This is a genomic window from Bombella pollinis (genome assembly GCF_026385485.1).
Lineage (GTDB): Bacteria > Pseudomonadota > Alphaproteobacteria > Acetobacterales > Acetobacteraceae > Bombella > Bombella pollinis.
Genome location: NZ_JANIDX010000004.1, coordinates 53,936 through 68,814 on the forward strand (window position 1 = coordinate 53,936; position 14,879 = coordinate 68,814).

Sequence of the window (14,879 nt, forward strand, 5' to 3'; positions counted from 1 at the left end):
CCTTACCGGAGGAACCTCTTTAGCAATGCGCCACCAATCTCTTGGATAACATCTTGCTGAAGAGACTTGCCGAAGTTTGCGACATCGCCGCCTTGCTCCCCAGAGCTTGCCCCGTCTGTCTTTTCACCAAGATGGCTAACAAGCCCAGCAAGCTGCCCCACAAGGTCGCCCGCATGGCCTTGACCATTTTGGAAGATGGAGGAAATTTTCTGGAGGCTCTCGGCCCATTCACCAGCTTGCGCATCGCCATTTTGGGAGGCTTCCTGCATTTGGCCGGTTAACCGGTCAATGAGTTGAAAAGCCTCTTGCGCTGTGTTGCGAAACTGCGTGTAGCTCCGCGTAATTTGTTCAATATCCATAAGGGTCCAACCTTTTTAGAGATGTGACGTTTGAAGAAGCGGGCTCGCGGTAAATAATCTCTCAAGAGCTACTAGTTTTATAGGGATGGAGCAGCCCGAGGAGGGCGAGCCATTTATTCCGTCATTAGCATCTTGTGATAGCAGAAAGATAGTCCCATTTTAGGGGGCATGGTAGTCTCATCCTCTCGTAAGAAGAAAAAACCTATCGCCCCGCGTCAGACGGATTTTTTCCCTGAACGCCAACCGGCAAAGCCAAAGCTAAAGCGGCTTGTTGTGCAGTCGGACTATGAGCCTTCTGGTGATCAACCCCAAGCGATTGCAAGTTTGGTAGAAGGGTTGGCCGCTGGAGAGCGGGACCAAGTGCTTATGGGCGTGACAGGCTCTGGTAAGACCTTCACCATGGCGAAGGTGATTGAGGCCGCCCAACGCCCTACGCTCATCATGGCCCCCAATAAGACCTTGGCCGCCCAGCTTTATAGCGAGATGAAGCAGTTTTTCCCCGATAATGCGGTGGAATATTTCGTCTCCTACTATGATTATTACCAGCCAGAAGCTTACGTTCCGCGCTCAGATACGTTCATTGAGAAAGATAGCCAGCGTAATGAGCGCATCGACCGGATGCGCCATGCCGCCACACAAGCATTGTTGGAGCGCAATGATGTCATCATCGTAGCGTCTGTCTCTTGTATTTACGGTATTGGATCGCCCGAATCATATGCGCGGATGAAGATTCGCCTCGTGCCGGGGGAGATTATCGACCGTGACGACCTCATCCGTCATTTGGTGGAGCTGCAATATCAACGCAATGACCTCGCTTTTGAGCGTGGAACCTTCCGTGTGCGGGGGGAGCAGGTGGATATTTTCCCCATCCAGAATGAGGATCGTGCTTGGCGTGTAATGCTCTTTGGTGATGAGGTGGAGAGTATTACAGAGTTCGACCCGTTAACAGGGGAGAAAACGGCAGAGTTGGAGGAGGTAAGCCTCTATGCCAGCTCTCATTACGTCACGCCCCGGCCAACGCTGAATCAAGCGATGGTGAGCATCAAAGATGAGTTGCAAGAGCGGATTCGGTATTTCCAAAATGCGGGGAAACCGCTGGAGGAGGAGCGCATCCTCCAACGGACCAATTTTGACCTTGAAATGCTAGAGACAACAGGCGTGTGTAAGGGGATCGAGAATTACTCCCGCTATCTCTCTGGGCGTAGGCCCGGTGACCCGCCACCAACCCTCTTTGAATATCTCCCCGAAGATGCGTTGCTCATTGTTGATGAGAGCCATGTGGGCGTGCCGCAAATTGGTGGGATGGAGCGAGGCGACCGCGCACGGAAGGAAACGCTGGCGGATTTCGGCTTTCGTTTGCCATCATGTTTGGATAACCGGCCTTTATCTTTTTCGGAGTGGGATGCGTTCCGCCCGCAAAGTATCTTCGTTTCCGCCACGCCAGGGCCGTGGGAAATGGAACAAACAGAAGGGGCCTTTGCTGAGCAGATTATCCGCCCCACAGGCTTAACAGACCCGATAACCATCATCCGCCCGGTAGAAGGGCAGGTGGATGATTTGTTGCATGAGGCCAAAGCCACGATTGCCGAGAATGGTCGTGTTCTGGTCACAACCCTCACAAAACGCATGGCCGAGGATTTGACAGAATATCTCTCTGAACATGGCGTAAAGGTTCGCTATCTCCATTCCGATATTGATACGTTGGAGCGCATGGAGATTATTCGAGATTTGCGGTTAGGCGCGTTTGATGTGCTGGTGGGCATTAACCTCCTGCGGGAGGGGTTGGATATTCCCGAATGTGCCCTTGTGGCGATTCTTGATGCGGATAAAGAGGGCTTTTTGCGCTCGCGTACTTCGCTTGTGCAGACTATTGGCCGTGCCGCTCGTAACGTGAATGGCCGTGTCTTACTTTATGCGGATAAGGAGACCGATAGCCTACGTTATGCGATTGAGGAAACCGCCCGCCGCCGTGAGAAGCAAATGGCGTGGAATGAGGCCCACGGCATCACCCCGCAAACTGTGCGAAGCCGTATTAGTGATACGCTCTTTCAAGAAGAAATCGCGGGCAAGGAGCCTTCTGCCGAGGCAGACCCACAGCTTACCCTTGATGAATTGCGTAAAAAGATGCGAGAAGCCGCAGCAGAGCTTGACTTCGAGCAAGCAGCGGCCTTTCGTGATGAGATTCACCGGCGGGAGGCAAGTGATATTGGCTTGGTAGCTCCCCCCATGCCCGCCAAAGCCGCCCCCCAAGGGCCAGCCCGTAAGACGACCAAACGGACAAGCAAACGCAGAAAGAAGGATTAGCCATGTTAACCCTAAAGAGAGACGAGCAGAGCCTTACTATCCTGCCTGATGTCGGGGCCGCTTTGGTGCAATGGCAGGTGCGGGGGCATGATATTCTTCGCCCTGTCGCTAATGAGGCTTTACGCGGGCAAAAGGGTATAGCGGTGGGGGCTTACCCGCTTCTGCCTTATGTGAATCGTCTTGCGAAGGGGCAATTCGCTTTTGGGGGGGAGGCGCATCAGCTTGCTTTGAATATGGAAGGCTGCCCTCATTCTATCCACGGTAATGGGTGGGAGCATGAATGGCAGGTCTCTCATAAGACGGAGAGCCACGCTATTTTGACCTTCGAACATAAACCAGAGGATGAAGCGGCGAAGCGGGAATGGCCTTACGCGTATCGGGCTGTCATCTCGTATGAGTTACGCGCTGATGGGCTGCATATCTCTTTAGTGATGAAGAATTGCGATGAGCGTGACCAGCCTGTAGGGTTTGGCTTTCATCCCTTCTTCCATGCAACAGAGGCAGCCCGTTTAACCTTTAACGCGGCCTCCGTGTGGTTGACGGATAAGACAGGCCTGCCAGAGACGCAAAAAGCCTGCGAGGGGGAGTGGGATTTCTCCAAAGGGCAGGCTTTGGCAGGGCGCGTGTTGGATAACGGTTTTGCAGGCTTTACCGGTTCTGCGCTTTTGGAGCCATCCCCTACAATTCCGTCTGTGACGATAAAGGCGGATGGAATATTCTCTCATCTGGTGGTGTTCTCCCAACTCGCTGATGACTATGTGGCTATTGAGCCTGTAACGAGCATGACGGACGCGCTTAATCGGCCTGATAGTGCAGGGCGGGGCGTACATGTTCTTGCGCCGGGGCAAAGCTGTGGGGGGATGCTGCATCTCCATGTTGAGGCCCCACGCCGCCCGGCAGAAGGCTAGGCTGTATGGCTGGTGAGAAGATTGCGCTGCATCGTTATCTCTCCCCTCAAGGGGCTGCGCGGATGCGGGCGGAGCTTAAAGAGCTAACCCAAAAGGAACGCCCGCAGGTTGTGGAGATTGTCTCTTGGGCGGCGAGTAATGGGGATCGCTCCGAGAATGCGGATTATCAATATGGTAAACGCCGCCTCCGCGAGATTGACCGGCGCATCCGCTTCCTAACCAAAAGGCTGGATCAGGCCGTGATTGTGGACCCCGCCGCGCAGACCAATCGCCAGCGTGTCTTTTTTGGGGCTACTGTATGTTACGCTGATGAGGAGGACCGCCATTATACGGTGACCATCCTCGGTGTGGATGAAGCGCGGTTGGAGCATGGGGAGATTAGCCTGCAAGCCCCTGCTGCACGGGCCTTGATGAAGGCGGCTGTGCATGATGAAGTGACTATGCACACCCCCTCTGGCCCTGTATTGGTAGAGGTCCTATCTATCACCTATCCTCATCCGGCTTAAGTCCGGCCTAAGAGAGCCATCTGGCTTGCGCCTTTGTGACCTGCTTTGCGGAGTAATAAGTTATGGTGTCGTTATCATCGTCCTCATGCCGTGTGGCTGTGCAGATGGACCCGTTGGAGGAGATTAATATTGATGGCGATTCCACCTTCGCATTGATGTTAGAAGCCCAACGGCGTGGTCATGAGCTTTATGTCTATCATCCCACCACATTGTCTTTATTGGAGGGGAAGGGCACCTCAAGCCGCCTCCAAGCGCGGGGATGTAAGGTGAGTGTCCAGCGTAAAAAGGGGGACCATGCGGCTTTTGGCCCAGAGGAGGTATTAGACCTCGGCAGTTTTGATGTCATTCTCATGCGGCAAGACCCGCCTTTTGATATGGGCTATATCACAGCGACCCATATGTTAGAGCATATTCATGGCACAGGGCCGGGGCGGGCATTGGTGGTGAATGACCCTATCTCGGTGCGCAATGCGCCAGAGAAGTTGCTGGTCACGCATTTTCCCCAGCTTATGCCGCCAACCTTGGTTACATGGGATAAGGAGGCGATTGCCGCTTTCCGCCAGACGCATAAGGACATTATCCTCAAGCCTCTGTACGGCAATGGTGGGGTGGGCATCTTTCGGGTGAAGGAGGATGATGAGAACTTCTCATCCCTTTTGGAGATGCACTTCTCTCGCTCGCGTGAGCCTTTAATGGTGCAGCGTTACGAACCTGCTGTGCGGTTAGGCGATAAGCGCATCATCCTTGTAGATGGGGAGCCGATTGGGGCGATCAACCGCGTGCCAGCCCAGGGTGATGCGCGCTCTAACATGCATGTCGGTGGTCGTGCCGAGCGTGTGGCCCTGACAGCGCGGGATAAGGAGATCTGCAAAGCGATTGGTCCTTACCTTAAAGAGCACGGGCTTATCTTCACCGGCATTGATGTGATTGGCGATTGGCTGACAGAGATCAACGTCACGTCCCCAACAGGTCTGCAAGAGCTGGATCGCTTTGATGGCATTAATAGTGCTGGGTTAATTTGGGAGTGTATTGAGGGGCGTCTAGCCTGACCTCTTTATACCCTATGACTGGTGCGGGGGAGGTGGAGCATCACCCTCCGCACCATGCTTCTGCATCTGTTGAGGCGATGGCTCTGTGTTTTCCCCTTCTTCTGCTTGTGAGGGCTTTTTAGAGGGGTGGAGATTTTCGCGGAAGGGGACGGCTATACCGTCAGAGAAATAGCCGTCCTTTATGTCGATACTTTTAGGCATTTTATCGCGCGTAAAACGGTTAATCGCCCAGGGGATGAGTTTCTCTTTATAATAAACGAGATACAGGCTTACCCATGTAAGCAGGCAGAGCAGAGCAAGAATGAGGTTAAGATGCTTCATCCTCATAGTCCTGCCTCTTAGACCAAGGCGATGCAAGGCAGATACGCAATTTTTTTTACATTATACTGCTCCGTGACCTTGTCATCTAAGGGTGATGAGAGGCAAGAAGGAGGCGAACTGACTGGTGTCAGTAGCGATTATGCTCCCCGCTTTAATTGGGGGCAGACTGTTGAGGCTGCGTTTTTTTCATGGTGTCTTCCCCTAACCCTCGTTCTTCTCTTGATGCAGATAGTGTGCGTGAGGCGTATCGCCGTTGGGCACGGATGTATGACAAAGTCTTTGGTGGTGTCTCTGCCTTTGGGCGGCGGCGGGCTGTAGCCGCGGTGAATGCCCTATCGGGAGAGCGCGTGCTGGAGGTTGGTGTTGGTACCGGGCTTGCTTTGCCCTCTTATCGGGCTGAAAAACGCATTACAGGAATCGATCTTTCAGAAGATATGCTGGCCTTAGCCAAAGAGCGCGTAAAGCGCGATGGCCTGCGTAATATTGATGAACTTTTGGTGATGGATGCAGAGCAAACAAGCTTTGCTGATAATAGTTTTGACATCGCCGTAGGGATGTTTGTGGCCTCTGTGGTGCCGCATCCTGACCGCCTGTTGGCTGAGCTAAAACGGGTGGTAAAGCCGGGGGGGCATATCCTTTTTGTCAACCACTTCCTAGCCCGGGGGGGGATTCGTTTGCATGTGGAGCGTGTGATGGCACGGGCCTCGCGTGCGCTAGGTTGGCATCCTGATTTTGCGATTGAATCACTCCTGCCCCCGGAGGATTTAGCGCGTGCGACGATTACACCTGTTCCTCCAGCGGGGTTGTTTACCCTCGTGACATTGCCGCCAGAGCCGTCTAAAGAATAAGGTCTTCCATCCGTTTAAGGATGGTTAGATTGGATTGAGACAAGAACAAACTGGCATCAAAGACGTGACTGCAAGGCCCTTATTTCATAAAACATCCTCCGTTCCAGCGTATCAAGGGGGCGGGGCGTTCTTCCTATTGGCATTTTTTGCGGGCATGTTAGGGGGAATGTTAGGGCTGCCTTTCCTCCATGTGCAACCCTCTGCTGGTGTTGTGGTGGCTCATGCGTTGTTGATGACGCTTTATGTCGTCTGCCCTGTGATGTTGGGGGGCATGGCGCAATGGTTTCTCCCCAAGCTGTTAAAGGGTGAGGGGATGGCCCTCCCCACTGCCTCTCACGCCGGGTTTGTGCTTTTAGCTGTCGGTGTGTTTTTGCTGCCTGTTATGCCCTATGGGGGGTTAGCCCTTTGGGCCTTGGGGATGTTGGCTTTGGCCGTCAATGTTCTCGCCACAATATTGGAGATGCGCTCTATCACCTTTCGGGCGTTTCCTCCCCTCATTTGGACTTTTGTGGGGAGTGCTTTGTCCGTTCTCATCGTAGCACCGGTTCTTTTGGCTTTCCTCGTGCGTAGTGGCTTTGCGGGTGGTGGGGCAACAGCTTTGCTGGCAGTCCTGCATGGTGGGGTCGAGATGAGCTTGCTGAGCATTCCTTCTTTAGGGATTATTGTTGCAGCCCTGCTCCCTGCCAAAGCGGAACGTGGCATGGTCGTACGATGCGCCCCTTATGCTTTTGGGGTGATGGGGCTTGTGCCTGTTTTATGCTGGGCAGACCATCTATTTGGGGGGCTATCCTCCACGGCGTATAGGGTCGGGCTTGTGGTGGGGCTCGCGATGCCCTGCTTGGCTCTTTTAGGAGCGTTTCTAGTTGATATGTGGCGCGCACGTTTGCCATCCGGCCCTGTGGCAAGCTGGGCCTCTGGTGGTTTGGTGTTGCTTTTAGCGGGCTGGATTTTGATGGTGTTGGGGGATGTGCAGTCACTCCCCTTTGGGCTTTCAGGCGCGGCGAGCCATCAATTAGTTATGTTTGGCAGCTTATTGGCATTAGGCGCGGCATTTTATGCGTGGTGCTCTACGGGGTTGGCTCAGCATAATAAAGGGCTGGCCTTTTTTGGCTCCCTTCATGCTTTTGTGACATTTATAGGGGCGGTCTGCTCGGTCATGCCGCAGCTTGCCCTCCCCGCGGTTATCTTGATGACGGCGAGTCTGGTCATGTTCGGCTTGGTCGCAGGGCGGCTCTGGTACGCTCTGTTAGTGGCGCGTGCCAACATTAGAGCCGAGCTTGAGTGTAAAGGGTAATCGCATCATGCAGGCATCATCCACACCATCCTCATCGCTACTAACGCGGTTTATGGCTATGCTGCGTGTAGAGGGACAAAATGGTGATGCCGCCTTGCAAGATTGGATCGCCTTGCTCAAACCGCGGGTGATTTCGCTGGTTGTATTTACGGGGCTTGCAGGCATGGCCGTGGCCCCTAAATGGCCGTCTATCCCCGTTGGTCTTGTTATCATTGCTTGTATTTGCATCGGGGCTGGGGCGGCTGGGGCCATCAATATGTGGTATGACCGCGATATTGATGCGATTATGAAGCGTACGCAGGTTCGCCCTGTGCCAGGCGGGCGTGTAGAGCCGACGAGCGCGCTGGTTTATGCCGTGATTCTCTCCGTGGCGTCGGTTGTGGTGCTGTGGTTGGCGACAAACCTGCTCGCAGCGGGGATTTTGGCGTTCTCCATCTTCTTTTACGGCGTGATTTATACGATGTGGCTTAAGCGTAGCACGCCGCAGAATATTGTGATTGGTGGGGCGGCGGGGGCTTTCCCCCCCATGATAGGCTGGGCTGCGAGCATGGGCTCGCTAGATGTGTTGCCTGTAGTGATGTTCGCGATTGTCTTTTTATGGACGCCGCCGCATTTTTGGTCTCTCTCCCTTTATGCGTGTAAGGATTATGAGAGTGCGGGCATCCCCATGTTGCCAGTCGTAAAAGGTGCACGCCATACGCGCTGGCAGATTGTCATTTATACTGTGATTTTAACCCTTGTCTCGCTCGTGCCGAGTGTGGTGGGTCAATGTGGTTGGTTCTACACAGTTTGCACCAGCCTGTTAGACCTCGGCTTTATCTATTACGGGCTGCGCGTTCTCTGTGATAAGCAAGATGATAAGGGTAACAGCCTGACAAAGGATAAACCAGCTCGCTACGCTTTTCGCTACTCGCTGGCATATCTCTTTTTTCTATTTTGTGGTCTATTGATTGATAGGGTTCTTCTGATATGAGCGATCTTAATACGACCCCCCGTCGGCAAGGCCGCCTTTTTGGCATTGTTGTTGGCTTGTCCTTCTTTGCTCTTTCCCTTTTTGTGGCAGCTCTTTACCGGCTGTAAGGTGCCTTCATAAGGGCTTATAAAAAACCCCGCATCTCACCAGCATAGGCAGGATGCGGGGTTTTTTTACCCATGCTCAGCAGGTGTAAGATTACCCTGCTTGTTGGATGGCAGAGAGAATCCAATTACCGCGTCCATCGGCCCGGAGGAAGGTCCAAAGCTCTGTAATAGTTTGCGGCTCGGTTTTGCTGCCATCAAGCACTGTGCCCATACTATCGGTCGTGACATCGACAGCAGAATATTGCAGAGCAACGCTAGCGTAAGTGATATTGCCTTCCCGCCATGCCTCGGCGAGGTCCCCACGGATGAAACGTACCTGAGAGACGATATTGCGCGCCCCACGGCTTGTAAGCTCGGAGAGTTGGTTATTGAAGTAACTCACCATCTCCGGCGTGGCCATACGTTGCAGGGAGGCCATGTCCTGCGCGCTCCATGCCGCTTGGACATTGAGCAAGAGTTGTTGGAAGCTCTGATAATCCTCTGGTGTTAAGGTAACATCTTGTGCTGGTGTCGCCTGAGGTTGGTTGGGGAAGGGAGATGCCCCACCATTAGCGGGCGTAAACCCCGTTGTAGGGCCATTATTCGTGCTTGAGGATCGCCGCCATAATTTGATGATGAAGTTTATCAGCAACGCAACGAGCAGTGCTTGGAAGATAAAGCCAAAGAAGGAACCGCCACCACTAAAGCCCCCAAAGAAGCCATGCCCGCTAAGCATTCCAAAAAGGCCAGCCCCTAAGAAGCCACCGGCCAAGCTGGTCAGGAAGGGATGACGTGCCGCAAAGGGAGGGCGCATCCCACCACCAAAAGCAGGACGGTTAAAGCCACTGCCCATGGAAGGCTCTGCCGTGCCGTAAGAGGGGGTGCGTGGGGTCATGCTACGGTCCATAGGCCGTGTCCAGCTAGGGGTAACGCTGGTGCGGGGCGGTGCGCTCCATGTACGGGAGCCACGGCTGCCAAGGGAGGAGCCCATCCCAGCGCGGGCCTCAGCGGCAGGGGCGAGGGCAAAGAGCGGCAGGCACAGCACCGCTGTGGCAAGAGGGATAAGACGAATACGCATAATCGGGTTAGTCTCCAGCAAGACTCATATGGTCGATACGAATGGTCGGGGCGTGATAACCAGCCATGAGGTCGAGGTCATTGGCCGGGATAAGGCGGGCAAACATCTCAAGCAGATTGCCAGCAATGGTAATGCCAGAGACAGGCTCGGCAATCTCACCATTGCGAATCATAAAGCCAGAGCCACCACGGCTATAATCCCCAGTGAGCATATTGATGGCATTGCCCATAAGTTCTGTCAGTAACACGCCTTCTTTAATATCAGATTGCAACGCAGAGGGGGAATGGTCTCCGGGATGGAGATAGAATGTGGAAAGACCCGGCCGTACACTCCCTCCGCTGCGGACAGCCCGCCCATTGCTTGTAGGGAAGCCTAGCTTACGCGCGCAGCGGCTATCTAGCAACCAGTGGTTGAGTTGGCCATTCTCAACAAGATTTAATGGAAGAGTCGCGCTCCCTTCACCATCAAAGGGGCGAGACCCCGCAAGGCGAGGGAGGGTTGGGTCATCAGTTAAGGTGATGCCCTTATGAAAAAGGGCCGCTCCGCGCTTATCTTTAAGAAAGGAGGCCTCTTGTACAATGGCCGCGCCATTAATAGCTGCGGCGAAATGCGCTAAGAGAGAGGAGGAGACGCGTGGGGCGAATAATACGGGATAAAAGCCCGTTTTAGGCCGGATAGGGTTGAGACGAGCCAACGCATGACGGGCTGCTTCATCCCCTAAGTGAGTCGGATTGTGCAAATCGGCCTGATGCACCGCGTTATGGAAGGCATAATCACGCTGCATATGCGGACCTGTGCCTGCCACAACGCTGATGCTTCGGCTATGCCCACTGCGTTGATACTGCCCCGCAAAACCTGCGCTTGTGGCAAGGGCAATGTCATGCGTGCTGGCACTCGCTGCGGCCCCGCTACTATTTGTGATGCCCTTATGGGCGAGGGCCGTACCTTCCATTTCCTTCGCTGTGGCGAGGAGGGCGTCTATCTCTGGTGTGGGTGTGGAGTCAAAGAGGTCTAGCTTTGTGATGGCCTCTTGTGGGAGCGGGATGAGCGGATGCTCGGCTAATCCATCCTCTGGGGAGGGCGGAACGGCTTGAGCCATCGCACAAGCGCGTTCGGCTAGCTGGTCGAGTGCGTGTGTGGTGAGGTCATTGCCTGACACACTGGCAACACGCCCTTGATGAAAGACACGCAAGCTGAGGGAGAGCCCCTCTGCATGGCGGATGCCCTCCGCCTTGCCTTGCCGAATCATAGCAGAGCGGTTCTGGCTCCGCATAATGAGGGCATCAGCATGGTCCGCTCCGTGATGGCGCGCACGTGTGAGAGCATCGTGAAGGGGAGTGAGGAGGTCTGTCATGCCGCCTTCAAAGCGTTATGGAGGCTATCCAGCGTTGGAATGTTGCGTGCGGGCCCCATAGTGGTGAGGGTTGGTGCCCCTTCAAAGATGGTGCGTGCCATAGCGAGAACATCGCCCTCTGTCACAGCGTCAATCTTGCGGACAATCTCCTCTGTCGAGATGATGCGGTCATGAACCTGGATTTGCCGCGCAATTTGGGCGCAACGGCTGCCTGTACTTTCCAGCGACATGAGCAAAGAGGCTTTTAGCTGCGTGCGGGCGCGATTGAGCTCCTCATCATTGATGCCATGTTGCAGATTGCGTAGCTCAGCAAGGGCGGCGGGGATGAGCTCATCGGTTTTATCTGGCCCTGTCCCAGCATAAAGGCCGAACAAGCCGCTATCAGCAAAGGGGCTAGCGAAGGAATAGACGCTATAAACCAAACCGCGCCGCTCCCGGATTTCTTGGAACAAACGGGAGGACATGCCCCCACCGAGTAAGGTGGAGAGGACCATCGCGCTATAATAGCCTTGCTCCCGATAGCCAGGGGCGGGGAAGCCCATAAGGATATGCACTTGGTCTAGCTTGCGTTCTGTCTGCTTCATCCCCCCTTTATAATGGGCGGGAACGGCTTGCGGGGGCGTATGTGTGGGGAGGTCGGCAAAATGTTTGCGGACTAATGCGACCACCTCATCATGATGGAGATTCCCTGCCGCGGCGATGACCATATTTTGCGTGCTATAATGGCGGTGCATATAAGCCATTAAAGTGTCACGGCTCATAGTAGCGATGCCGTTTTCCGTCCCGAGGATGGGGCGGCCCATTGGTTGGTCGGGATAAGCACAATCCTGAAAATGGTCAAAAACGATGTCATCAGGCGTATCATTGGCTTGGCCAATTTCTTGCAGAATAACGCCCCGCTCACGCTCTACCTCCTCTGGGAGGAAGGTGCTGTGGGTGAGAATATCGCCGATGAGATCCACCCCTAAAGGGAGGTCATTTTTAAGGAGCTTGACGTAATAAGCAGTATTTTCGCGCGCCGTATAGGCGTTGATATACCCGCCGACATTCTCAATCTCCTCGGCAATGCGGATGGCAGAGCGGCGTTGTGTGCCCTTAAAGGCCATATGCTCAAGGAAGTGAGCCGCCCCGTTTGTCTCTGCCTCCTCATGACGGCTGCCAGCGGCAACATAGGCCCCAAAAGAGACCGTCTCGACCCGTTCCATCCGCTCTGTGACGATGTTGAGGCCATTATCAAGAGTTGTACGTTTGATTTGTTCGTTCATGCAGTTTCGTGATGGTCCATGCGTGTAAAAGAATGGGATATGCGCGCTTTAACGACCCCGATGAGCGCGCACAGCCGCTTTGACCTTGTCTATATCGTTTGGCAGGACGTCATAACGCTCCTTACGAGAGAACAAGTCGGCCAGATGAGGGGGAAGGGCTGGGTGAATCCCCGTTGCTTTTTTCACCGCATCGGGGAACTTTGCTGGATGCGCCGTGGCAGCTGTAACCATCGGCACGCCTGCCTCGCGGAAGCGTTTACCCGCAGCAAGGCCGATGGCCGTGTGAGGGTCCGCTAGATAATGGCTGCTTTTATAAAGCGCGCGCATAGTCTCGGCAGTGTGCTCATCATCCAAGGCCATGCCAGAAAAGACCTCCCGAATTTGCTCCCACGCATCATGGGGGACCGCCATGCACCCGGTTTGGCGGAACTCCGTCATAATAGCGCGGCAGCGGTTGGAATCCCGGCCTAGCATCTCAAACAATAAACGCTCGAAATTGGAGGAGACTTGAATATCCATCGAGGGTGAGAGGCTCGGCTCCACCTTGCGCTTGGTCATGTCGTTATTGAGGAGGAAGCGCGTGAGAATGTCATTACGGTTTGAGCCAACGCAGAGATGCTCAATGGGTAGGCCCATCTGGCTGGCGACCCATGCGGCGAGAATATTGCCAAAATTACCCGTCGGCACAGCAAAGGAGACAGGCCTATCCGGCCCACCAAGGGCGAGGGCTGCATGTACATAATAGGGGATTTGTGCGGCAATCCGTGCCCAGTTGATGGAATTAACAGCCGAGAGCGAACATTCCTGACGGAAGGTCTCATCAGCAAACATGGCTTTCACCATATCCTGACAATCATCAAAATCGCCCTCTATGGCGATGTTGAGGACGTTATCCTCCAACACGGTGGTCATTTGCCGCCGCTGGACCTCGGATGTCCGATTATGGGGGTGGAGGATGATGATGGAGATATGCTCTCGCCCGCGGAAGGCCTCAATCGCGGCAGAGCCTGTATCGCCAGAAGTAGCCCCAACGATGGTTACATGGTGGTTGCGTTGCTTCAACACATATTCAAAAAGGCGGCCAAGCATCTGCATGGCCATATCTTTAAAAGCGAGGGTAGGGCCATGGAATAATTCTAGCGAGAACAGCCCGTCATCCACCTCAACTAACGGGGTAACAGCGGCATGGTCGAAGGTGCCATAAACCTCCCGCGCCATTGTGCGGAGTGTATCGCGGTCTATGCTGCCTTCGGTAAAGAGGCCGATGACCTCTGCAGCAAGGTCAGCATAAGGGAGGGCACGCCAGCTTGTTAAGGTCTCACGCGGGATGTGGGGCCAATGGTCGGGCATATATAGCCCGCCATCATCGGCCAATCCGCTGAGAAGGATATCGGAAAAATCAGGAGCAGCGGCATCTAATGTGCCGCGAGTAGATCGATAACGCATGGAACCTCTATAACACTGAAATGCCATTAGGGCAGAGCAATTTCCAGAAGATGATAATGGCTATCTGCTGCTGTTGGGCCAAGCAGGACCGCCAAATGGCGTTGTGGGCTGGTTTTATCCTTTAAAACAGTGAGGGCTTGGGCATCATAAAGCCGGTCATCATGGAGGAGACGCAGCGGGATTCGGTCTGGCCCAAAGGCGAGGAGGTCGCCATGCTCAATATCAGCCATATAAAGCACATCGTGGCTATCTATCGTTAGGCCACCAAGGCTAGGGGTGCGCCGCCAATTCGCCATGCCCTCAATGCGTTCAGCTGGGCCGAGGCTCGGGTCGGTGAGTAGGTTTGTACCAATGCGATAAAGCGGCCCTGTTGGAGCCTGATAAAAAAGCCATTGGCGGTTGTGATCTAAAGCGAGGAAGCGGATATTCCCGCCTGTCTCTGCTTGGCCGCTAGCGGTGGTAACAGGCTGCCCCCGGCGCATAAGAGGGCCGTGCCCGCTCAAGGTAGGGGAGCCTTCTAACAGCCGTTGCATTTTGCCTGTTTTTAGGTCGATGATGATAAAGGCCGGGACGCCATCATCAGCAAGAATGGCGGTATCATGCGCAATACGCATCGCTGCGATATGGCTACCCGTTGTGAGAACTTTTGTAATGCTAATATGATTAAGAATAACACCAGTATCAGGCGCGAGATTGAGGAGCTCTGGCTTAGGGGCTGGGGCTACAGCCCATAAGCCTTGTGCTGTAGCGGTGACGGCACTGAGGGGGGGAAGCTCATCCATGAGGGTGGTGAGGCGGCCATCAACGGGGTCTAAGCGGTAGAGCTTGCCTGTTTTGTCTAACGTAAAGGGAGCCCCAGCGGGGAGGGCTGTGAGCACAGGGGCGAGCGGTTGGCTGAGGGGGAACTCCTTTACCACCTGCGCAGGCGTGGGAACATCCCGCCAAGGGCGGTCCGCATGTGCGGCAGTACTCACGCCCAAGAGGGTGGCAGGGAGGATTAAGGCTGAGGCCAGAAGGCGAGAGAAACAGACTTTCATAACGGGTATTTTGAGGCTTCCTGTCATTTTTGCAAGTAGTGTTCCGCTAAG

The 14,879-nt window shown here is 54.4% G+C and carries 14 protein-coding genes; 7 read left to right on the forward strand and 7 right to left on the reverse strand.

Annotated features, from left to right (window positions below; translation table 11 throughout):
* Positions 1–2: 2 nt before the first annotated feature.
* Positions 3–359 (reverse strand): hypothetical protein, encoded by a 357-nt coding sequence (locus tag NQF89_RS04865; protein ID WP_266137654.1) that lies wholly within the window; start codon positions 357–359, stop codon positions 3–5.
* A gap of 168 nt (positions 360–527) precedes the next feature.
* Between NQF89_RS04865 and uvrB the strand changes: the two genes are divergently transcribed.
* The 4 genes from uvrB to gshB all read left to right on the forward strand — a co-directional run bounded on the left by uvrB (position 528) and on the right by gshB (position 5,126).
* On the forward strand, positions 528–2,663 hold the full coding sequence (gene uvrB, locus NQF89_RS04870) for an excinuclease ABC subunit UvrB (protein WP_155572970.1): 2,136 nt from the start codon (positions 528–530) through the stop codon (positions 2,661–2,663).
* A gap of 2 nt (positions 2,664–2,665) precedes the next feature.
* Complete coding sequence (locus tag NQF89_RS04875; protein WP_266137655.1) at positions 2,666–3,571, forward strand: aldose 1-epimerase; 906 nt, start codon at positions 2,666–2,668, stop codon at positions 3,569–3,571.
* A gap of 5 nt (positions 3,572–3,576) precedes the next feature.
* Positions 3,577–4,077: a transcription elongation factor GreB gene (gene greB, locus NQF89_RS04880; RefSeq protein WP_099026078.1), complete on the forward strand. Its 501-nt coding sequence runs from the start codon at positions 3,577–3,579 to the stop codon at positions 4,075–4,077.
* A 62-nt stretch (positions 4,078–4,139) separates the two neighbouring features.
* The gene (gene gshB, locus NQF89_RS04885; RefSeq protein ID WP_266137656.1) at positions 4,140–5,126 is read left to right on the forward strand and encodes a glutathione synthase; all 987 of its coding nucleotides are present in this window, start codon (positions 4,140–4,142) and stop codon (positions 5,124–5,126) included.
* A 12-nt stretch (positions 5,127–5,138) separates the two neighbouring features.
* Here the strand turns inward: gshB and NQF89_RS04890 are convergent, their stop codons facing one another.
* On the reverse strand, positions 5,139–5,447 hold the full coding sequence (locus NQF89_RS04890) for a hypothetical protein (protein WP_266137657.1): 309 nt from the start codon (positions 5,445–5,447) through the stop codon (positions 5,139–5,141).
* A 188-nt stretch (positions 5,448–5,635) separates the two neighbouring features.
* Between NQF89_RS04890 and NQF89_RS04895 the strand changes: the two genes are divergently transcribed.
* From NQF89_RS04895 to NQF89_RS04905, 3 genes are all read left to right on the forward strand, one after another.
* Entirely contained in the window at positions 5,636–6,295 is a 660-nt protein-coding gene (locus tag NQF89_RS04895) for a class I SAM-dependent methyltransferase (protein ID WP_155572973.1), read from the forward strand.
* Positions 6,296–6,359: 64 nt separating this feature from the next.
* A complete protein-coding gene (locus NQF89_RS04900; RefSeq protein ID WP_266137658.1) occupies positions 6,360–7,589 on the forward strand; it encodes a heme-copper oxidase family protein in 1,230 nt (409 codons plus the stop codon).
* A 52-nt stretch (positions 7,590–7,641) separates the two neighbouring features.
* The gene (locus tag NQF89_RS04905; protein WP_155579278.1) at positions 7,642–8,562 is read left to right on the forward strand and encodes a heme o synthase; all 921 of its coding nucleotides are present in this window, start codon (positions 7,642–7,644) and stop codon (positions 8,560–8,562) included.
* A 198-nt stretch (positions 8,563–8,760) separates the two neighbouring features.
* Here NQF89_RS04905 and NQF89_RS04910 read toward each other — a convergent pair whose 3' ends face one another.
* Genes NQF89_RS04910 through NQF89_RS04930 form a run of 5 tightly spaced genes read right to left on the reverse strand, consistent with a single transcriptional unit; the run spans position 8,761 to position 14,828 of the window.
* Positions 8,761–9,726 (reverse strand): Tim44 domain-containing protein, encoded by a 966-nt coding sequence (locus NQF89_RS04910; RefSeq protein ID WP_155579185.1) that lies wholly within the window; start codon positions 9,724–9,726, stop codon positions 8,761–8,763.
* 7 nt (positions 9,727–9,733) lie between these two features.
* Positions 9,734–11,080, reverse strand: a complete 1,347-nt coding sequence (locus NQF89_RS04915; RefSeq protein ID WP_155579186.1) for a TldD/PmbA family protein — start codon at positions 11,078–11,080, stop codon at positions 9,734–9,736.
* Entirely contained in the window at positions 11,077–12,345 is a 1,269-nt protein-coding gene (locus NQF89_RS04920) for a M16 family metallopeptidase (protein WP_099026071.1), read from the reverse strand. Before NQF89_RS04920 ends, NQF89_RS04915 begins: the two co-directional genes overlap by 4 nt.
* A gap of 48 nt (positions 12,346–12,393) precedes the next feature.
* Complete coding sequence (gene thrC, locus NQF89_RS04925) at positions 12,394–13,791, reverse strand: threonine synthase (RefSeq protein WP_266137659.1); 1,398 nt, start codon at positions 13,789–13,791, stop codon at positions 12,394–12,396.
* Positions 13,792–13,817: 26 nt separating this feature from the next.
* A complete protein-coding gene (locus NQF89_RS04930) occupies positions 13,818–14,828 on the reverse strand; it encodes an NHL repeat-containing protein (RefSeq protein ID WP_155572979.1) in 1,011 nt (336 codons plus the stop codon).
* Between the last annotated feature and the right edge of the window lie 51 nt (positions 14,829–14,879).